The 20,092-nt window shown below is 68.2% G+C and carries 17 protein-coding genes and 1 riboswitch; of the genes, 10 read left to right on the plus strand and 7 right to left on the minus strand.

The annotated features are described in order from the left end of the window. Nucleotides 1-112 precede the first annotated feature (112 nt). Nucleotides 113-736, plus strand: coding sequence for a TetR/AcrR family transcriptional regulator (locus BLW05_RS19730; protein ID WP_093165232.1), 624 nt, complete (start codon nt 113-115; stop codon nt 734-736). 181 nt (nt 737-917) lie between these two features. On the opposite strand, the gene BLW05_RS19735 is transcribed toward BLW05_RS19730, so the two are convergent. The 3 genes from BLW05_RS19735 to BLW05_RS19745 are packed head-to-tail and all read right to left on the minus strand — an operon-like array spanning nt 918 to nt 4,724. After that, the gene (locus BLW05_RS19735; protein ID WP_093165234.1) at nt 918-1,889 is read right to left on the minus strand and encodes a Bug family tripartite tricarboxylate transporter substrate binding protein; all 972 of its coding nucleotides are present in this window, start codon (nt 1,887-1,889) and stop codon (nt 918-920) included. A gap of 34 nt (nt 1,890-1,923) precedes the next feature. After that, entirely contained in the window at nt 1,924-3,141 is a 1,218-nt protein-coding gene (locus BLW05_RS19740) for an acyl-CoA dehydrogenase family protein (RefSeq protein ID WP_093165235.1), read from the minus strand. Nucleotides 3,142-3,152: 11 nt separating this feature from the next. Then, nucleotides 3,153-4,724, minus strand: a complete 1,572-nt coding sequence (locus tag BLW05_RS19745) for an AMP-binding protein (RefSeq protein ID WP_093165237.1) — start codon at nt 4,722-4,724, stop codon at nt 3,153-3,155. A 173-nt stretch (nt 4,725-4,897) separates the two neighbouring features. Between BLW05_RS19745 and BLW05_RS19750 the strand changes: the two genes are divergently transcribed. After that, the gene (locus tag BLW05_RS19750) at nt 4,898-5,803 is read left to right on the plus strand and encodes a LysR family transcriptional regulator (protein WP_093165238.1); all 906 of its coding nucleotides are present in this window, start codon (nt 4,898-4,900) and stop codon (nt 5,801-5,803) included. A gap of 7 nt (nt 5,804-5,810) precedes the next feature. Here the strand turns inward: BLW05_RS19750 and BLW05_RS19755 are convergent, their stop codons facing one another. Next, the gene (locus tag BLW05_RS19755; protein WP_093165240.1) at nt 5,811-6,515 is read right to left on the minus strand and encodes an SDR family oxidoreductase; all 705 of its coding nucleotides are present in this window, start codon (nt 6,513-6,515) and stop codon (nt 5,811-5,813) included. Between the two features lie 177 nt (nt 6,516-6,692). After that, nucleotides 6,693-6,809, plus strand: a riboswitch (glycine riboswitch). Nucleotides 6,810-7,010: 201 nt separating this feature from the next. Here BLW05_RS19755 and BLW05_RS19760 point away from each other — a divergent pair. The 7 genes from BLW05_RS19760 to BLW05_RS19790 all read left to right on the plus strand — a co-directional run bounded on the left by BLW05_RS19760 (nt 7,011) and on the right by BLW05_RS19790 (nt 15,461). Next, nucleotides 7,011-7,469: a MarR family winged helix-turn-helix transcriptional regulator gene (locus BLW05_RS19760; RefSeq protein ID WP_177142731.1), complete on the plus strand. Its 459-nt coding sequence runs from the start codon at nt 7,011-7,013 to the stop codon at nt 7,467-7,469. A 55-nt stretch (nt 7,470-7,524) separates the two neighbouring features. Continuing rightward, nucleotides 7,525-9,099, plus strand: coding sequence for an ABC transporter substrate-binding protein (locus BLW05_RS19765; protein WP_093165242.1), 1,575 nt, complete (start codon nt 7,525-7,527; stop codon nt 9,097-9,099). 14 nt (nt 9,100-9,113) lie between these two features. Beyond that, nucleotides 9,114-10,055 (plus strand): ABC transporter permease, encoded by a 942-nt coding sequence (locus BLW05_RS19770; RefSeq protein WP_093165244.1) that lies wholly within the window; start codon nt 9,114-9,116, stop codon nt 10,053-10,055. Nucleotides 10,056-10,065: 10 nt separating this feature from the next. After that, entirely contained in the window at nt 10,066-11,016 is a 951-nt protein-coding gene (locus BLW05_RS19775; protein WP_093165245.1) for an ABC transporter permease, read from the plus strand. 10 nt (nt 11,017-11,026) lie between these two features. After that, nucleotides 11,027-12,706 (plus strand): dipeptide ABC transporter ATP-binding protein, encoded by a 1,680-nt coding sequence (locus BLW05_RS19780; protein ID WP_256330407.1) that lies wholly within the window; start codon nt 11,027-11,029, stop codon nt 12,704-12,706. Nucleotides 12,707-12,738: 32 nt separating this feature from the next. Then, a complete protein-coding gene (locus BLW05_RS19785; RefSeq protein WP_093165341.1) occupies nt 12,739-14,241 on the plus strand; it encodes a M81 family metallopeptidase in 1,503 nt (500 codons plus the stop codon). A 65-nt stretch (nt 14,242-14,306) separates the two neighbouring features. Further along, nucleotides 14,307-15,461 carry a M20 aminoacylase family protein gene (locus BLW05_RS19790; RefSeq protein WP_093165342.1) on the plus strand — a complete coding sequence of 385 codons (1,155 nt, stop codon included), beginning with the start codon at nt 14,307-14,309 and terminating at the stop codon, nt 15,459-15,461. 7 nt (nt 15,462-15,468) lie between these two features. On the opposite strand, the gene BLW05_RS19795 is transcribed toward BLW05_RS19790, so the two are convergent. Continuing rightward, entirely contained in the window at nt 15,469-17,199 is a 1,731-nt protein-coding gene (locus BLW05_RS19795) for an OPT/YSL family transporter (RefSeq protein WP_256330398.1), read from the minus strand. An 83-nt stretch (nt 17,200-17,282) separates the two neighbouring features. After that, on the minus strand, nt 17,283-17,516 hold the full coding sequence (locus tag BLW05_RS19800; protein ID WP_093165247.1) for a DUF2789 domain-containing protein: 234 nt from the start codon (nt 17,514-17,516) through the stop codon (nt 17,283-17,285). Between the two features lie 166 nt (nt 17,517-17,682). On the opposite strand from BLW05_RS19800, the gene BLW05_RS19805 reads away from it, so the two are divergent. Beyond that, nucleotides 17,683-19,167 (plus strand): cytochrome P450, encoded by a 1,485-nt coding sequence (locus tag BLW05_RS19805; RefSeq protein WP_256330399.1) that lies wholly within the window; start codon nt 17,683-17,685, stop codon nt 19,165-19,167. Here the strand turns inward: BLW05_RS19805 and BLW05_RS19810 are convergent. Then, nucleotides 19,164-20,087 carry a LysR family transcriptional regulator gene (locus tag BLW05_RS19810; protein WP_093165250.1) on the minus strand — a complete coding sequence of 308 codons (924 nt, stop codon included), beginning with the start codon at nt 20,085-20,087 and terminating at the stop codon, nt 19,164-19,166. The genes BLW05_RS19805 and BLW05_RS19810 overlap by 4 nt on opposite strands. Nucleotides 20,088-20,092 lie beyond the last annotated feature (5 nt).

The raw sequence follows: 20,092 nt of genomic DNA on the forward strand, positions 1-20,092 counted from the left end.
GATTTATGAATCGGGAAAACGAAGCCGAGGTCATGCTAGGAGTGGGCTTGACAGGTGTCAAGAAAAAACTGGGCATGTGTCAAACACGCCCTGTGTGCTATCTTTTCGTGCGATGGAACGCATTTCCCGCTCTCAGGTCGACAAGTTTTCGCAGCGCCGCGCCGAGCTCGGCGAAGCGACGCTGCAGACACTTGCATCGCTCGGCTACGCGCGCACCAGCCTGCGCGAGATCGCACAGAACTCCGAGTACTCGCATGGCGTTCTGCACTACTACTTCAAGGACAAGGTGGACCTGATCCTGTGCAGCGTGCGCCAGTACAAGGCGGTGTGCGTCAAGCGCTACGACCAGGTGGTCGAGGAGTCCGCCAGCTTCGAGGAACTGATGGACGGCTTCCTCGATGCGCTCGGCGCGACGGTGCGCGACGAGGCACCGCTGCATCGCCTGTGGTATGACCTCCGCTCGCAATCGCTCTTCGAAGACGCCTTCCGCGCCGACGTGGCCGAGATCGACAAGAGCCTCGAGCGCATGGTCTGGCGCATCATGGTGCGCTTCTCCGAGCTGGGCGGCAGGGCGCTGACGGTGCCGCCGGGCGTGGCCTATGCGGTGTTCGACGGCCTCTTCCAGCAGTGCCTGCTCCGCCACCTCAACGGCGACAAGCGCGCGGTTTCGACCATGCAGAAGCATGTGCGCGTTGCGATCCTGCAGCTGCTCGGCGAGGCGCAGCTGCCGCACTGAGCGGCCGATGACATGTGCAAGCTTTTGAGCGCGCTTCTTCTCTCGTGTTCCGTCGGCGCCCTGTGCGGCTGCGCGGCCAGCCCGGCGCCACGGACCTACTCGGTCTGCGCGACGGACCCCGGGGGCTACGCCTGCCAGATCGAGCGCTACCAGAACGCTAATTGAGCGGGTGGCCCGCGCCTCACTGCGCGGCGATGTTCGCGACCTTCATCATCTTCTCGGTCAGCGAGATCTCCGAGGCAAGGTAGCGCGCGTAATCATCGGCCTGGCTGGCCACGACCTCGGCGCCGTTGGCCTCCAGCTTCGCCCGCACCGCAGGGTCGGCCAGGGCCTGCTGAAGTGCCTGCGAGACGCGTTGCACGATGGGTTTCGGCGTGCCGGCCGGAAGCGACAGCCCGCCGAAGGACACCAGCGTGACGCCCGCGATGCCTGCCTCGGCGAGGGTCGGCACGTCGGGCAGGCGCGGATTGCGCGTCGGCGCAGTCACCGCCAGTGCCTTGAGCTTGCCGGCGTTGATGTGCGGCAGCGATACCGAACTGATGGTGAGCGCGAAATCCACCTGCTTGCCCAGCACCGCGTTCGCCGATTCCGACGCGCCCTTGTATGGCACGTGAAGCGCCTGCGCTCCGGCGCTCTTGAGGATGAGCTCGGCCCCCATGTGCGCCGGCGTGCCCACGCCGCCGGAGGCGTACGACAGCTTGCCCGGCTGCTGGCGCATGCGCTCGACCAGCGCCTTCGTACTGTCGATGTCCGAATCGCCCGACACCACCAGCACGACATCCGAGCGGGTGATGCCGCCCACGTGGATGAAGTCCTTCATCACGTCGTAGCCCGGCTTGCGGTACATGCGCATGTTGGTCGCCATCGGCGTGGCGGAATACACCCAGGTGTAGCCGTCGGCCGGGGCGCGCGCCGCGATCTGGGCGCCCAGGTTGCCGGCGGCGCCGCCCCGGTTCTCGACCACCACCGGCTGCTTGAGGACCTGCGACATCGCCTCGGCGGTGATGCGCACCGTGATGTCGGGCGCGGTGCCCGCGAGGTAGGGCACGATCCACTTGATCGGCCGCGAAGGGTAGTCCTGCGCCCACCCCGGGCCCGCCAGTGCGAGGCCGGCGGCCGCCAGCAGCAGGCTGCGTCTGTTGATTGTCTGCATGCTTGTCTCCTGTCTTTGGTTCGAGTGTGCGGCTTCAGCGCACCGCCGGGCCCAGCAGTTCGCGCGCGATCGTGTTGCGCTGGATCTCGCTGGTACCGGTCAGCACGCGGTACATGCGCAGCAGCCGGAAGAGAAACTCCACGCGGCTGCCCTGCACGATGCCCTCGCCGCCATGCACCTGCACCGCGCGATCGGCGATGCGGAAGGCGGTTTCGGAACAGAACAGCTTCGCCATCGAGGCCTCGGCGCGCGCGTCGGTGCCGGCATCGAGGCTGCGGGCCACGCCGAGCATCAGCGCGCGTGCCGCCGCGAGCTCGGTCGCCATGTCCGCGAGCAGATGCTGCACCGCCTGGAAGGCGCCGATCGGCTGGCCGAACTGGCGGCGCCTGGCGGCATGGGCCAGCGAGTCCTCCAGCGCGAGGCGCGCCAGGCCCAGCATCGCCGGGCAATGCAGCAGGCGGTTGACCGTGATGCGCCCGAGCGCCAGCGCAAGGCCGCGTCCGCGTTCGCCGATCTGGTTCGCCGCCGGGATGCGGCAGCCGGTCAGCACGATGTTGCCGGTGTGGGACTGGCCCGCCATCGTCTTGTAGCCGGCTTCCACGCGGAAGCCCGGGCGGTCGCGCTCCACGAAGAAGGCGGTGGTCTCGCGCAACGCAGGATCGTCGCTGGTCGAGCAGATGATCACCGCGAAATCGCAGAAGGGCGATCCGGAGATGAAGCGCTTGGTGCCGTCGAGCACGAATTCATCGCCATCGCGTACCGCTCGCGTCTGCAGCGCACCGGCGTCGGAGCCGGCCTCCGGTTCGGTGATCGCGAAGCAGATCGCCTTCTCGGCGCGCGCCACCGGCAGGATGAAGCGCTCCATCTGGTCCGGCGTCGCCTGCCTGGCGAGCGCGCCGACGCGCGGCGGGCCGGTCAGTTCGCCCAGCACGTGCGGCGCAAAGGGCGAGCCGCTCGCGTAGATGAATTCCTTGACCAGCGCGTGGTCGACCACGCTGAAGCCGGCGCCGCCGAGCGCCTTGGGCAGCGTCATGCCGTAGAAGCCGAGATCGCGCGAGCGCTTCCACACCTGCTCCAGCAGGGCGCGCGGCGCGCCGTTCTCGGAGTCGATGCCGTGCTGTTGGGCCAGCGGGTGCAGTTCGTCGCGGATGAAGGTGTCGAGCCGGGCGATGAAGTCGCGCGCTGCGTCGGAGCCCTCGAAGGGCGGCATCGGCGCGCGCAGCGCCGGGATAGGGGTGGTCATTGCATCCATCTCGGGGCTCCTCAGTTCACGCGCCGCTCGCGGCCGCGCCAGTAATGCTCGCGCACGTCCTTGCGCGAGAGCTTGCCGTTCGCGTTCTTGGGCAGTTGCGGGACGAAGTCCACCGAACGCGGGCGCTTGAAGTCCGCGAGCCGGCCGCGGCAGAAATCCATGATCTGGCCGGTGTCCGCCTCCGCGCCGTCGCGCAGCACGACCACGGCCTTGACCGTCTCGCCCCAGTGGTCGTCGGGCACGCCGACCACGCACACTTCGTAGATCGCCGGGTGCTGTGCGAGCACCGACTCGACCTCGCTCGGGTAGATGTTGAAGCCGCCGGAGACCAGCATTTCCTTCTTGCGGTCGACGATGTAGATGTAGCCCTGATCGTCCACGCGCGCGAGGTCGCCGGTGTGCAGCCAGCCGCTGGCATCGAGCGCCTGCGCGGTCTGGTCGGGCGCGCGCCAGTAGCCCGCGAACACATCGGGGCCGCGCACGCAGATCTCGCCGATCGCGTCGCCGCTGACCGGCTGGCCCGCATCGTCGAGCACCTGCACGTCGGACTCGCAGAACGGACGCCCGCAGGCGGAAAGCAAAGCCTCGTTGCCGCCCTCGATGGCCGCCGCATGGTCGGCGATGCCGAGCCCGACGACGCCGCCGGTGGTTTCGCCTGCGCCATAGCCCTGTGCAAGCACCGGCCCGAACGCGGCCCACGCTTCGCGAATGCGCGACGGGGACATTGGCGCGGCGCCGTAACTCAAGAGCCGCAGGCTGGAGAGATCGCGCCCGCGAAGGCTCGGCTCGGCCAGCAGCGCGTAGATCATCGCGGGCACCAGGAAGGCCATGGTGACGCGGTGCTTCTCGATCGCATCGAGGTACTCTGCCGGGCGAAATCCCTCCATGAGAAGGATCGTCGCGCCCTGGTAGAGCACCGGCTGGATGAACATGCCGCTGGCATGCGTGATCGGGCCGGACAGCATCAGCACGTCGCCGGGCTGCGCATGCATGCGGCCCATCACGTTTTTGCGCAGCGACGCGAAGCGGTTGCCCACCGTCTGCATCGCGGCCTTGAGCTTGCCGGTGGAGCCGGAGGTGTAGTGCAGCACGGCGAGTTCGTCGGGCTTCATCTCCTCGTGCATGTGAGCGTCGGACACCCCGGCGAGCAAGGCTTCGTACTGCAGCCAGCCGCCTTTGTCGCTCTCGGGCGTGGGGTCGAACGCGATCCGGTGCCGCAAGGAGGGCACGCCGGCCGCGGCCTCGTCGACCATGCCGCGATGTTCGGGACCGGCCAGGCAGAGGGCGGGTTCGGCGTTGGCGAGCGCATCGGCCAGTTCCTGCGGCGCGAGGCGGGAGTTGAGCGCGACTTTCACCAGGCCGGCCTTGTAGAGCGCGCATTCGAGCTCGACGATCTCCGGCCGGTTGGGGGAGACCACGGCCACGCGGTCGCCGCGCCGGAGGCCGAGTGCCCCCAGCACATGCGCGAGCCGGTTGGAGCGCAGCTCCAGGTCGCGGTAGCTGAGCGCGCGGTCGCGGAACAGCACTGCGGGGCGATCACCCCATTGGCGCGCGCCGCGCGCAAGGTACATGCCGAGATTCATGGGCGGGCCTCCGGTCGGGCAGGGCGGTGCTTCATTGCTTGTCTCCTGAAGTGGATGGAGAAAGTCTAGGAATCGAACGCCCGTCTGCGGATAATCCAGCCGCGTTTTCCGATAACGCAGCGTTATCGGAGCGGTGACGCCCTCATGCGGCGGGAATCTTCAAGGAGGCGGCCATGGCCCTGCGGCTGGATGACATCGATTACTTCCTGGCGGTGGCCGAGCACGGCCAGGTGCGTCGTGCGGCGGCGGCGCTCGGTCTTTCGCAGCCGGCGCTGACCAAGGGCCTGCAGCGGCTCGAAAAGGAACTGGGCTTTCCGTTGTTCGACCGCGGTGCGCGCGGCATGACGCTCACGCCGGTTGCCGAGCAATTCCGCCAGCGCACGCAGACACTGCGCACGAGCCTCGGCGATGCGATCAAGGAGGCCTCCGACCTGCACCTTGGCGCGATGGGCCTGTTGCGCGTCGGCGTGTCGCCGCTCTACGCGGAGCGGCTCTTCGTGCCTGCGTGCCTCCAGCTTCACCAGCAGCGGCCGGCTGCGCGCCTGCGCGTGATGGTCAACCTGAACGATGCGTTGCTCGGAGCGTTGCGGCTTGGCGATCTGGACCTCAGCATCAACGCGATTCCGCGCGTGCTGCCCGAGGACCTCGAAGCGGTGCCGCTGATGAACGACGACCTGTGCATGGTGGTGCGCGAAGACCATCCGCTGCTCCGGCGGCGCCGCGTGCGGCTGCAGGACCTGGTGGACGCGCACTGGATGCTGCCGGGGCCCGGCGTCGCGGGTCGGCGCGGCGTCGAAGCGCGGCTGGCCGAAGCGGGCATGCCGCCGCCGCGTGTCGCGGTCGAGGTGAGCAACACCGCATCGCAGCTCAGCCGGCTCGTGATCCGCAGCGACCTGGTGGCGTTGATGAGCCAGGCAATGCTGGCGGGCCCTGCCGGCGAAGGGTTGGCGCCGCTGCCCTTCGCGGAGGCTTGCTTCGCCCGGGAGATCGGCGCACTGATGCGCAAGGACCACGTGCTCTCGCCGCTGGCCAGGCGCTTCCTCGAGATCCTGCGCGAGACAGCCGGTCCGCGCGCGTGAGGCGCGGTCAGACCGAGCGCATCAGACCGCCGTCGACGCGGATGTTCTGGCCGGCGATGTAGCCCGCGCCCTCGGACGCAAGAAAGGCGATGGTCGCGGCGACTTCCTCGCGCTTGCCGTAGCGCTTCATCGGCACGGAATCGCGGCGGTGCTCCGTGGCGGGGAGGCTGTCGATCCAGCCGGGCAGCACGTTGTTCATGCGGACGTTGTCGGCCGCGTAGGTGTCCGCGAAGATCTTCGTGAACGATGCCAGCCCGGCGCGGAACACCGCCGAGGTCGGGAAGAGGGCGCTCGGCTCGAAGGTCCATGCGGTCGAGATGTTGATGATCGCGCCTGACTTCTGACGCTGCATCACCGGTGCGACGAGGCGCGTCGGGCGGATGACGTTCATCAGGTAGGTGTCCATGCCGCGGTGCCAGTCCTCGTCGGTGATCTCGAGGATCTGCGCGCGCGGGCCGTGCCCGGCGCTGTTGACCAGCACGTCGATGCGGCCCCATTGGTTCATCGCGAGATCGACGAGTCGGCGCAGGTCGTCGGTCGACTGGTTCGAGCCGGTGACGCCGACGCCGCCGAGCCGCTGGGCCAGCGCTTCACCCTTGCCGGACGACGAAAGGATCGCGACCTTGAAGCCGTCTGCCGCGAGGCGTTCGGCGGCGGCCGCGCCCATGCCGCTGCCGCCTGCGGTGATGAGTGCCACTTTGTCGGATGTCATTGCTTCGCTTCCCGTGTGTTGTTGCGCCCGCATGCTAGACCAACGCCGCGACCCGGCGGGTTGGCACGCAACGTGCAACCCCACCCGCAGCATCCAGGAGAAATGCCCGCTCGTGATTCATGACGGTGCATTACCGAAGGCGAGTTCCCACCAACGCTCAGGTTCCAGGACTGGATGCACCAAAACGCTGGAGAGCGCTGGACGGATCGACCGCCCAGCCGCCGAAGGGGCAAGCCGCAGGCGCACAGTGCGCGCGCGGTGAATCTCTCAGGCACAAGGGACAGCGCGGGATGACGGCCGTGGCATTGCCACGTCCGCGTCTGTCGCCGAGGTCACCGTGTCACTGTCCTTCCTTTCTTCGTTCTTTCTTCTTTCGTCATCGAGCGCCCGCTGATGGTGCCGATGCCGGGCACAAATGCTGCTTTTCCTTCACGCAATGGTTGCAAATTTCAACTATTGCCAGTCGCACCTGATGGTGCATCGATGGAGCAGCACATGGCCGGCCTGAACGACTTCCTCACCTTCCGCATCGACGTGTTCAACGACCAGGCCAAGCAACTGGCGACCGACGTCTATGAAGAGACGCACGGCGTCAGCCTGCGCGAGCTGCGGGTGCTTCGGCTCGCCTATGCCACGCCGGGCATCACGCAGGGCGAGGTCGTGGCCGCGAGCCGTCTGGAGAAGACGCTGGTGTCCAAGCTCGTCACTGCATTGGTCCGCCGGCAACTGCTGCTGCGCGAGATCGGTGCGCAGGACGCGCGCTGGGTGCACCTGCATCTCACCGAGGAGGGCCGCCACGTCGTTCAGCAGTGCAACCGGCTGGGCCGAAAGATGGAGCGGTCCCTGCTCAGCGTGCTCAGCGATTCGGAGCGCGCGCTGTTCGACAAATGCCTGGAGCGCCTCACGCAGCAGGTCGAGCGCGATGCGCGCGACGCGCGGCGCTTCATGGCCTGACCACCTGCCTGCTTTTCTTTTTTCCCCTTTGCTTTCATTCACCAGGAGCTGATCCATGTTCAAGAAGTCTCTCGCCGCCGTCCTGATCGGTGCCGCGCTCGTCGGGCTCTCGCCGCTCGTGCAGGCGCAGGACAAGGTGCTGCGCATCGTGCCGCAGTCCGACCTGAAGATCCTCGATCCGATCTGGACCACCGCCTTCATCACCCGCAACCACGGCTACGCGGTGTACGACACGCTCTTCGGCGTCGATGCGCAGGGCAAGGTGCATCCGCAGATGGTGGGCGACTACAACCGCAGCGCCGACGGCAACACCTGGACCTTCACGCTGCGCGACGGCCTCGCCTTCCACGACGGCAAGCCGGTGACCTCGGCCGACGTCATCCAGTCCATCAAGCGCTGGGGCCAGCGCGACGGGCTGGGCCAGAAGATGATGGCCGCACTCGCCAGCATGGAGGCGAAGAGCGACAAGACCTTCGTGATGACCTTCAAGGAGCCCTTCGGCCTCGTGCTGGAGGCGCTCTCCAAGCCTTCGTCGAACCCGCCCTTCATCATGCCCAAGTCGGTGGCCGAGACGCCGGCCGACCAGCAGATCACCAGCACCGTCGGCTCGGGCCCGTTCATCTTCAAGGCCGATGAATACCGCCCCGGCGAGAAGATCGTCTACGTCAAGAACACCAAGTACGTGCCGCGCAAGGAGCCCGCGAGCGGCACCGCGGGTGGCAAGGTGGTCAACGTGGACCGCATGGAATGGGTGGTGCTCAACGACGCGCAGACCCAGGCCAACGCGCTCGCCAACGGCGAAGTGGACATGATCGAGTGGGTGCCTTCCGAGCAATACCTCGCGCTCAAGGACGACCCGAAGATCGAGCTCGCGAGCCCGGTGCCCACCGGCTCCTACGCGCTGCACCTGAACCGCCTGGTGCCGCCCTTCAACAACGCGAAGATCGCGCAGGCCGCGCTGATGGCGATGAACCAGGAGGCGCTGCTGCGCGCCCAGATGGTGCACAAGGAGCTGTACAACACCAACCCGTCGATCTACCCGACCGGCACCACCTTCCACTCGACCAAGACCTCGTACTTCACCGGCAAGCCGCAGTTCGAGAAGGCGAAGGCGCTGCTCAAGGAAGCCGGCTATAAGAACGAGCCGATCGTCTTCCTCTACCCGGCCAACTTCCCGGCGATCAACAAGTTCCCGCCGGTCATGGCGGCGCTGCTCAAGCAGGCCGGCTTCAACGTCGACCTGCAGTCGATGGACTGGCCCACGCTGGTCACCCGCCGCGCGGTGAAGAAGCCTGCGAGCGAAGGCGGCTGGAATGCCTTCATCACCGGCTGGGGCCTCGCGGACAACATCAACCCGATGTTCTTCGCGCCGATGACCGGCAACGGCGAGAAGGGCTGGTTCGGCTGGACCACCGACGACGAGCTCGAGAAGCTCAAGGGCGAGTTCCTCAAGACCAGCGACGAAGCGCAGCGCAAGGCGCTCGCCACGAAGATCCAGGAGCGCGTGTACGACGCCGCGGTGTTCGCGCCGGTGGGCGAATACAAGCCGCTGACTGCCTATCGCAAGGGCGTGATCTCCGGCCTGGTCTCGGGCCCGGTGGGCGTGCTCTGGGGCATCAAGAAGAACTGACCGGAGCAAGAACCATGATGGCCTTCCTGCTGCGGCGCATCGTCGCCACGCTGCCCGTGCTGGTGGTGGTGGCGCTGATCGTCTTCCTGATGACGCGGCTGGCCCCGGGCGATCCGGCGGCGGCCATCGTGGGCGACAACGCCACGACCGAGAACCTCGCGCAGGTGCGCAAGAACCTCGGCCTCACCGAATCGCTGCCGGTGCAGTTCGGCCGCTGGGGCGCGCACTTGCTGCGTGGCGATCTCGGCGAATCCTTCTTCATGAAGAAGCCGGTCGCCGAACTGATCGGCCAGCGCATCGAGCCGACGCTCGCGCTCGCCGGCGTGACGCTGCTGCTCACGCTGCTGATCGCGGTGCCGCTCGGCGTGCTCGCCGCATGGCGCCACGGCGGCTGGCTGGACCGCACGTTGATGGGCTTCTCGGCGCTGGGCTTCTCGGTGCCGGTGTTCGTGATCGGCTATCTGCTGATCTGGTTCTTCGCGCTCAAGCTGCAATGGCTGCCGGTGCAGGGCTACAACCGCATCGCCGACGGCTTCTGGCCGTGGCTGCGCAACCTGATCATGCCGGCGGTGGCGCTGTCTGTGATCTACGTGGCGCTCATCGCACGCGTCACCCGCGCCGCAGTGGCCGAGGCAATGACCGAGGACTACATCCGCACTGCGCGCGCCAAGGGCATCCCCGAAGCGCGCGTGCTGATGCGCCATGCGCTGGCCAACGCGGCGGTGCCGATCGTGACCGTCATTGGCATCGGCATCGCGCTGCTGATCGGCGGCGTGGTGGTCACCGAGTCGGTATTTGCCATCCCCGGCCTCGGCTCGCTCACGGTGGACGCGGTGCTCTCGCGCGACTTTCCGCTCATCCAGGGCATCACGCTCTTCTTCTCGGTGATCTACGTGCTGGTCAACCTGCTGGTGGACCTGAGCTACCTGGTCTTCGATCCCCGCATCCGCTACTGAAGGAACGTCCATGACGCAACAAGCCATCCTGGACCCCCTGTCCATCGATCCCGCGGCCGAAGCGCCACCGCCGGCCAGGCGCAAGCCGCTCTGGCGCCGCGTGCTGGCCAATGGCGCGGTGCGCTTCGGCGGCGGTGCGCTGGTGCTGCTCGTCGCCATGGCCATCGCCGCGCCGTGGCTCGGCACCATCGACCCGGTCGCGATGGACCCCGGCAGCGGCAACCTGATGCCCGGCAGCCGCGGTGACTTCAACAGCCTCTCTGGCGACGTGATCGAGAACCATCTGTTCGTGATGGGCACCGACAGCCTCGGCCGCGACATCTGGAGTCGCACGCTCTACGGTGCGCGCGTGTCGATCACGGTGGGGCTCGCGGCGGCGGTGTTGGCGCTGGTGTTCGGGCTGATGGTCGGCCTCACCGCCGGCTACTTCCGCCGGCTCGACGGCATCGTCATGCGCCTCATGGACGGCGTGATGGCGATCCCCGGCATCCTGTTCGCGGTGAGCCTGGTCGCGCTCTTCGGCGGCACGCTGGCCACCGTGGTGTTCGCGATCGCGGTGCCCGAGATTCCGCGCGTGGCGCGGCTGGTGCGCTCGGTGGTGCTGAGCGTGCGCGAGGAGCCCTATGTCGAAGCCGCCATCGCCCTCGACACACCGACCTGGAAGCTGCTGGCCAGGCACATCATGCCCAACGCGATTGCGCCGCTGATCATCCAGGGCACTTACGTGTGCGCGTCGGCGATCCTGGTGGAAGCGATCCTGTCCTTCCTCGGCGTGGGCCTGCCGGCCGAGATGGCGACCTGGGGAAACATCATGGCCGAGGGCCGTGCCCAGTTCAACCAGTACCCGCACAACGTGCTCTTCCCGGGCATCTTCCTGGCCGTCACGGTGCTGGCGGTCAACATCCTGGGCGACGGTCTGCGCGACACGCTCGACCCCAAGTTCAACAAGCGCGCGGAGTAGGACCATGCAGATGACCGTCGAGACGGAAGTGATGGAGGCGGCCGCCGCACGCGAGGCCTTGCAGCCGGTGCTGTCGGTGCGCAACCTCGCGGTGGCGCTGCCGCGCGGCGGCGACCGGCCCCATGCGGTGGAGCACATCAGCTTCGAGGTGCCGCCAGGCCAGATCGTCTGCCTGCTGGGCGAATCGGGCTCGGGCAAGTCGGTGATCGCGAGTGCGGTGATGGGCCTGCTGCCGCCCGGCCTTGCGCCGGTCGCGGGCTCGATCGAACTCAATGGCCGCGAACTGGTCGGCGCCACGCAGGGCGAGTTCCGCGCGCTGCGCGGGCCGAAGATGGCGATGGTGTTCCAGGAGCCGATGACCGCGCTGAACCCGGTCATGACTTGCGGCGAGCAGATCGACGAGATGCTCACCCAGCATGTGCGCATGGACAAGGCGCAGCGCCGCCGGGCGATCCTCGACATCATGGCGCGGGTGCGGCTGCCCGACCCGCCGCGCATCTATGACTCGTACCCGCACCAGCTCTCGGGCGGGCAGCGCCAGCGCATCGTGATCGCGATCGCGCTGATCCTCAAGCCGGCGCTGCTGATCTGCGACGAGCCTACCACCGCGCTGGACGTGACCACGCAGGCCGAGATCCTCAAGCTCATCCGCGAGCTGCAGACCGAGAACGGCACCGCGGTGCTCTTCATCACGCACGACTTCGGTGTGGTGGCCGAGATCGCGGACCAGGTGGTGGTGCTGCAACTGGGCAAGATGATCGAGCGCGGCCCTGCGCGCCGTGTGCTTACGCAGCCCGAAGAGCCCTACACGCAAATGCTGCTTGCCGCGGTGCCCGAGCTCGCGGCGCATCCGCGACCGCCGATCACCGACAACTTCCCGCTGCTGGATGCCCGCAGCATCGTCAAGACCTACGTCAGCGGAAGCTGGCCCGGCAAGCGGCGCGAAGTGCACGCGGTCAAGGAAGCGTCGCTGGTGGTGCGGCCGAAGGAAACCGTCGGCATCGTGGGCGAGTCGGGCTCGGGCAAGTCCACGCTCGCGCGCTGCATCGCGCGGCTGATCGACCCGACCGCCGGCGAGATCCACGCCAACGGGCGCTCGGTCGCGCATCTGCGCGGGCGGCTGCTGTCGCCGTTCCGGCGTGATGTGCAGGTGATCTTCCAGGACCCGTATCGCTCGCTCAACCCGCGCCAGACGGTCGGCGCGTCGATCATCGAAGGCCCGCTGAACTTCGGCGTGCCCTACGAGAAGGCATGGCAGCGCGCGGAGGAACTGATGCACCTCGTGCGCCTCAAGCCCGAGGCGCTGCGGCGCTATCCGAGCGAGTTCTCCGGCGGCCAGCGCCAGCGCCTGTGCATCGCGCGCTCGCTGGCTTGCGAGCCCAAGCTGCTGATCGCCGACGAAGCCGTTTCCGCGCTCGATGTGTCGGTGCAGGCGCAGATCCTGAAGCTGCTCGACGAGATCCAGCAGAAGACCGGCATCGGCATCCTCTTCATCACGCACGACCTGCGGGTCGCCAGCCAGATCTGCGACCGCGTGATCGTCATGCGGCAGGGCGCGATCGTCGAGCAGGGTCCCGCGCGCGACGTGCTCCTCGCGCCGCGCGAGGACTACACCCGCGCGCTGCTCGCGGCCGCACCCGGACGAGGCTTCGCCTTCGGCCGGGGCCAATCCGTGGGTCATGCACCTTGAACCGAACCCCACCCATTTCCATGATCGACTCCATGAACGTCTTCATCGCCGGTTTCCAGCACGAGACCAACACCTTCGCTCCCACACGTGCCGACTGGGCCGCCTTCGAGGCGGGCTCGGGCTTTCCGCCGTACCGGCGCGGGCCCGCGATCATCGAGGCCTATCGCGGAAGGGCCATCCCGATCGGCGGCTTCATCGAGCAAGCCGAGGCGCGCGGCTGGTCGCTCACCGCATCCGGTTGGGCCGGCGCCAACCCCTCGGCGCATGTCACGCGCGATGCCTTCGAGCGCATCGCGGGCGACATCGACGAGGACCTGTGCGCCGCGCTCGCGGGGCCGGGCGTCGATGCGGTCTACCTCGACCTGCACGGCGCGGCGGTCACCGAGCATCTCGATGACCCCGAAGGCGAACTGCTTGCGCGCATCCGCGCCCGCGTGGGCCCACGGGTGCCCATCGTCGCGAGCCTCGACCTGCACGCCAATGTCACCACCGGGATGCTGGACGTGGCGGATGCGCTCGTGGCCTACCGCACCTACCCGCATGTGGACATGAAGGACACTGGCGCGCTCGCCGCGACGCTGCTTGCGCGCCGCATCGAACGCGGCGTGCGCGAGCCGCTGGCGGTGCGGCGGCTGGACTTCCTCTTGCCGCTCAACGCGCAAAGCACCATGACCGCACCGGCCAATGCGGTCTACGACGAACTGCTGCGGCTCGATCAAGACCACGGCAGCGTGCTGAGCTTCGCGATGGGCTTTCCCGCCGCCGACATCGCCGAGTGCGGGCCGGTGATCTGGGGCTATGGCGACGAGGCCGCGGCGGCGGTCGAAGCGCTCTTCGCGCGCGTGGACCAGCCGCGCAGCCAGTGGCGGCTGGACCTGAAGACACCCGACGCGGCGGTGCGGCAGGCCATGGAACTCGCTGCCGAGGCGGACAAGCCCGTCGTGATCGCCGACACGCAGGACAACCCCGGCGCGGGCGGCGACAGCAACACCACCGGCATGCTGCACGCGCTGCTGGCCTGCAGGGCAGGCGAGCGCTTTCCGGGCCAGGTCGCGATCGGCCTGCTCGCGGACCCCGAAGCGGCGGCGCAGGCCCATGCGGCGGGAGAGGGCGCGCACATCGACGTGCAACTCGGCCGCACCGTACCCACCTGGGGCGGACGGCAGAGCGACGCGCCGGTGATCGCGCGCGCCACCGTGCGCCGGCTCGGCGACGGACACGTCACGCTCAAGGGCCCGATGGGCATGGGCGGCGAAGTGCGCCTCGGCCCGAGCGCGTGCCTCGAAGTGCAGGGCGTGCTCGTCGGCGTCTGCACCCGCAAGACCCAGATGCTCGACCGGGAGCTCTTCCGCTTCCTGGGCATCGCGCCCGAGGCGATGAAGATCCTCGTCAACAAGAGCTCGGTGCACTTCCGCGCCGACTTCGCACCCATCGCCAGCCACATCCTGGTGGCCAAGGCGGAAGGCCCGATGGCTGCCGACCCGGCCGACCTGCCGTGGACGAAGCTGCCCGCCTCGATGTCCCTGCGCCCCTGAACCACCATCCCATCGATCCCGAAGGAGAACCTGTGCCCAAGCGTCCCGAACACTACCTGCAGTACATGCGCGACCACGCGAGCGAATTCGTCACCGTGCGGCAGACCATCCACCAGAACCCCGAACTCGGCTTCGAGGAACACGGCACCAGCGCGCTGGTGGCCGAGCGCCTGCAGAAGTGGGGCTACGAGGTCGAGCGCGGCCTCGGCGGCACCGGCGTGGTCGGTCGCATCACGCGCGGCAGCGCCGGCAGGAGCATCGGCATCCGTGCCGACATGGACGCACTGCCCATCGAGGAGAAGACCGGTCTCGCCTACAGCAGCCGGCGGCCCGGCATCATGCATGCCTGCGGCCACGACGGGCACACCGCGATGCTGCTCGGCGCGGCGCAGTACCTCGCGACCGAAGGCGATTTCTCAGGCACGCTCAACCTGATCTTTCAGCCCGCCGAGGAAGGCATGGGCGGCGCGGTGCGCATGATGGAAGACGGCCTGTTCGAGAAGTACCCCTGCGATGCCATCTTCGCGATGCACAACATGCCCGGGCGCCCGCAGGGCGACTTCGCCTTTCGCGACGGGCCGACCATGGCCTCGTCCGACTACGCCACCGTCACGCTGCATGGCGTGGGCGGCCACGGCGCGATGCCGCACCACGCGCGCGACCCGATCGTCGCCGCCGCTAGCCTCGTGATGGCGCTGCAGACACTGGTCTCGCGCAACGCGGATCCGCAGCAGGTGGCGATCGTCACCGTGGGCGCGATCCACAGCGGCAAGGCCAACAACGTGATCCCGCAGTCCGCAACGCTGGAGATCAGCATGCGCGCGCTCACCCGCGAGACGCGCGTGCTCCTCGAACAGCGGCTCAAGGCGGTGGTGAACGCGCAGGCCGAGAGCTTCGGCCTACGCGCCGAGATCGACTTCCGCCCGGGCTACGCGGTGCTGGTGAACACGCCGGAGGAAACCGACTTCGCGCGCAGCATCGGCCGCCAGCTGGTCGGCGACGCGCATGTCGAGATGCAGGCGGCGCCGGTGACCGGCAGCGAGGACTTCGCCTTCATGCTGGAGAAGCGGCCCGGCTGCTACCTGATGATCGGCAACGGCCGCGGTGGGGAACATGGCGGGTGCATGGTCCACAACCCCGGGTACGACTTCAACGACAGCAACCTGCCGATCGGGGCGGCCTACTGGGCGCTGCTGGCTGAAAGCTATTTGGCGCCGTAGCCAACCGCTAGACCAACGCCGCGAGCAGGCTCGCAACGCCGATCCCGACCGCCGCCAGCGCGTCGCCGGCGATCAGGCCGCCGCCGAACAGGGAGGCGATTCCCATGTCCGGCGGCACGTCCTTGCGTCTGGAATTGCGTGCATCGAGCAGGCTGCCCGCCACGCCGCCCGCGCCGAGCCACAGCGAGGTCGGCAGGTTGACGAAGCCGCCGAACGACAGCGCATAGGGCGAAGGCAGCACGATCGCATCGAGCCAGAAGCTGCGCGGGCGCAGCCGCTTGCGCAGCACCTCGATCACCGCACCGGCGGCGACTCCGATCGCAATGGCGGTGCGCTGGTAGGGCATCTCGTCGGTCAGGCCGCGCAGCACGCCCACGAGCTTGTAGGTCATGGCCGAAGCCCATTCGGCGGGCTGCTGGTCGGCCTTCATCACCGTCTGGTCCTGCAACAGCACGGGATACGCGGCCATGAAGAGGCGCGCAAAGACCACCGCCATCGTCGCGCCCATCAGGATGCCCAGCACCTGGTAGCGGAACTGCAGCACACGCGGCGTGCCGAGCCGCCAGCCGGTGGAGCGGTCCTGCTGCATGTCGCAGGCGACGCTCGTCGCCACCAGCAGCACGGCGCCGGCCATCAGGCCCACGCCGGGGTCCCGAAGGCCGAGCGCCGCGAGGATGATCACCGTGACCACGAAGGCCGACGAGATCGGATTGGAATCGCTGATGCCCACCGAGATCCCGTTCACCAGCGCGAAGAGAAACACCAGCGCCACGGCCACCGCGAGATAGAACACCGGCTGGCCGAGCAGCAGATGGCCGCTGACGACAGTGGCGATCGCCCAGAACAGCACCCACAGCACGAGGCGCACGATGTTCACGCGCTTCCAGTCTTCGACGGCCGGTGTCGGCTCACGGGCAGCCGCTTCACGCCGCGCACGTGGCAGTGCCCGCGCGAAGATCAGCCCGAGGTCGATGAGCGCCGCGCCCATGATGGTGCCGAGCGCGATGAGAAACATGATCTTGCGCGGCGGATCGCCGGGCTGGAGCCAGCCGATGCCCACGAAGTGCGGCTTCAGCGCCACGCCGATCAGTCCGCCCACCACGGCCGGGATGCCGATGCGTGCACCGATCACCAGCCCCGCGCCGAAGGTGGATGCCGAGAGTTCGATCGCGCCGAGCAGCGGCAGGCGACTCGTCGCGAGGCCCGACGCAAGGCCGACTGCCGCGCCGCCGCCAAGCTGCTTCACCGAACGGCGCAACAGATCGGGATCGGTCAGCGCCCGGAGGATGTTCGCGACCGCGAGACCCGACGGAAAGGTCAACCGCATGCGATCCACCAGCACCGGCGTGTAGAGCATGCCCACGCCGACGCCGAACATGCCGACGCAGGTGAGGTACAGCACCATCTGCCAGGCCGGCGGTTGCGGCAGTCCCATCCATGCCATGGCCTGCAGCAGCACGCCCAGGCCGCTCATGCTCGCGACCGAGGCCGCGGCGGTCTGGATGTAGTTCGCGCCATGGCGGCCGGCTGCACCGTAGCCCGCGGTCACCGCGGACCCCAGCAGCCCCGCGAGCACCTGCCCGCCGACGAAGAAGCCGAGCGAGAAGTTCATGTAGGCCGCGGTCACGCCTGCCAGCGGCCCGAGCACGAACATGCCTGCCACCGCAAGCAACAGGTGATAGCGCCAACTGCCTTCCACAGGCAGCCAGCGCCAGCGCAGGGGCGTAGTCCGGTCCATCGTCTGGGCGCGACTGTAGACGCAAGTGGTCGCGCGCGAGCAGGCGGCGGCCGGCGTGGCCCCTCGACCGGCGTTGCGTCGCGCTATGCGCGCAGGCTCAGGTTCAGCTGGTCGACCAGTTCGGCCCAGTCCGCGTCTTCGTTGATCTCCTCGCGCAGGAAGCGCGCCTGCGACGAGGTCCAGAACGGGGCGTCCGCGAGAGGGACGTCATCGGCAAGGGGGCGGTGCGTTGCGATGAACGCTTCGATCTCCCCATGCGAATCGGGCAGGCCGAGCTGACTGAAGAGGTCCTTGAGCGTGTGGTTCGAGAGTTCCATGAGACATCGCTCCCATTCATTGGGCCACCCGGCCGGATGACAGGGCAGGTTGGCGTGGCGTAGGCGAACGACGATGTTGCCAGATTGTGGGAGGCCGCCGCTATCATCCAGAACGCCGATTGCGGAGTTTGAGAACCCAAACTGAATTCATCGGATGGAGACGCCCATGACCACCGCACCCACCACGGCGACCCGACTGCGCCAGTTCGACGACCTGCCCGGCCCGCGTGGCGTACCGGTGTTCGGCAACCTGCTCCAGGTCGACTCCACGCGGCTGCACCTGCAACTCGAGCACTGGTGCGAGGCGTACGGCCCGATCTTCAAGCTGCGCCTGGGCCCTCGCCGTGCGGTGGCGGTGGGCGACCATGAGCTGATTGCCGCGGCCCTGCGCGACCGCCCCGACGGCTTTCGCCGCACCACCAGGCTCGAGCAGGTCTGGACCGAACTCGGCCTCACGGGCGGCGTGTTCGGCGCCAATGGCGAGACCTGGCGGCGCCAGCGACGCATGGTGATGGCCGCCTTCGACCCCGGGCATGTCAGGCGCTACCACCCGGCACTGCAACGCGTCGCGCTGCGCCTGGTCCAGCGCTGGCAGCAGGCCGCGCGCCAGGGTGCCGCCATCGACCTGCGCGAAGACCTGATGCGCTTCACGGTGGATGCGATCGCCGGCCTGGCCTTTGGCGCCGAGGTCAACACGCTGCAGAGCGGGGAGGATGTGATCCAGGAGCACCTGAACCGCCTCTTCCCCGCCGTGTTCAGGCGCATCTTCGCGCCGCTTCCGATGTGGCGCTGGTTCCCGTCGGCCGAAGATCGCGCCCTCGTGCGCAGCGTGGCTGAAGTCAATGCCGCGGTCGACGGCTTCATCGCGCAAGGCCGCAAGCGATTGCAGGAAAACCCTGCACTCCGCGAGCATCCATCCAACCTGCTGGAGGCCATGCTGGTCGCGGCGGACGAGCCCGACAGCGGCATGGACGACAGGCAGGTCGCAGGCAACGTGCTCACCATGCTGCTGGCCGGGGAAGACACCACCGCGAACACGCTGGCGTGGATGATCCACCTGCTGTGGCAGAACCCGGACGCCCTGGCCAAGGCCACCGCGGAGGCGCGCCGGGTGTGTTCGGACGGGCAGCCGCCCACCGTCGACCAGATCGGTCAACTGGACTACATCGAGGCCTGCGCCCATGAATCCATGCGCCTGAAGCCGGTGGCGCCGCAGAACACCATGCAGGCCCTGCGCGACACCACGCTGGGTGACGTCCACATCCCGGCCGGCATGCTGGTGATCGCGGTCATGCGTCGCGACGCCGTGAGCGAGGCGCACGTTCACGATGCCGCCCGCTTCAGCCCCGAACGCTGGTTGGCCGATGACAACCCCAGCCAGAGCGCCAGCGCTGCCAAGCGCATCTCGATGCCCTTTGGCGCCGGCCCGCGCATCTGCCCCGGACGCTACCTCGCCCTGGTCGAGATCAAGATGGCGATGGCGGTCCTGCTGAGTCGCTTCGACATCCTGGACGTCGGGACGGCCAACGGCGAGGAGCCGCGCGAACTGCTGCAGCTGGCCATGGCGCCGGTGGGGTTGAAGATGCGTGTGCGGGAGCTCGAAGGACATGGGTCGCTAGCCACCGCATCCGCGACGCTCGCCCTCATCTAGGCGCGTGAGGTGGCAGGTCCGCTGCCGAATTCCTCGACCATCAGCGCGCGCAGCCACCGATTGCCGGCGTCTTCATTGAAGCGGCGATGCCAGTGCATGCGAATGACCGATGGCGGCACGGGAAGCGGAAGCTTGCGGCTCACGAAGTCCCCGCGGCGCGAGAAGGCGTCGGCAAGCTGGCCCGGCACGACGGCCAGAAAGTCACCGCCCTCCAGCAAGGGCGGGATCATGAGGTATGAGGGCAGCTCCACACATTCCGTGCGGGTGAGTCCGGCGCGTGCCAAGGTGGCGTCGATCCGATCCTGCACGCCCGACGCAGCCCGCACGACGATCTGGGGTGCAGCGGCAAAGCTGCGCAGCGTGAGTGACTTGCGTGCCAGTGGATGACTCGCAGCCACGAGCGCGACGTAGACCCGTTCGAACAGGCGCTGCTGGAACAACGTGTCGGGCAAGCCCGGGTAGCTGCCGATGGCGAGGTCCACCTGTCCTTCGGCCAGGGCATCGGCTATTTCCGACTGCTGCAGGGTCTTGAGCGAGAGCCGCACGCCGGGCGCACGCGCGCGCACGGCCCGCACGACCCTGGGCCACAGGACGTAGGCGCCGACATCCGAGTGCGCGATGCGGAACGCCGCGCTGGACGCCTGCGGGTCGAAGGTGACGCTCTGCAGCACCCGGTCTCGCACGCGCTCGATGATCTCGGCCAATGGCTCGGCGAGTGCGCTGGCCCGCGCTGTAGGCCGAAGGCCCCGGCCGGTTCGAACGAACAGCTCGTCGTCGAGCAGCGTGCGCAGCCGTCCCAGCGCGGTACTCAACGCCGATTGGCTCATGTTGAGTTCGCGGGCGGCCAATGTGGCGCTTCGATGTCTCAGCAGCGCATCCAGCACCGGCAGCAGGTTGAGGTCGATGGCCCTGATATTCATGGCAT

Source organism: Variovorax sp. YR216, assembly GCF_900107745.1.
GTDB lineage: Bacteria > Pseudomonadota > Gammaproteobacteria > Burkholderiales > Burkholderiaceae_C > Variovorax.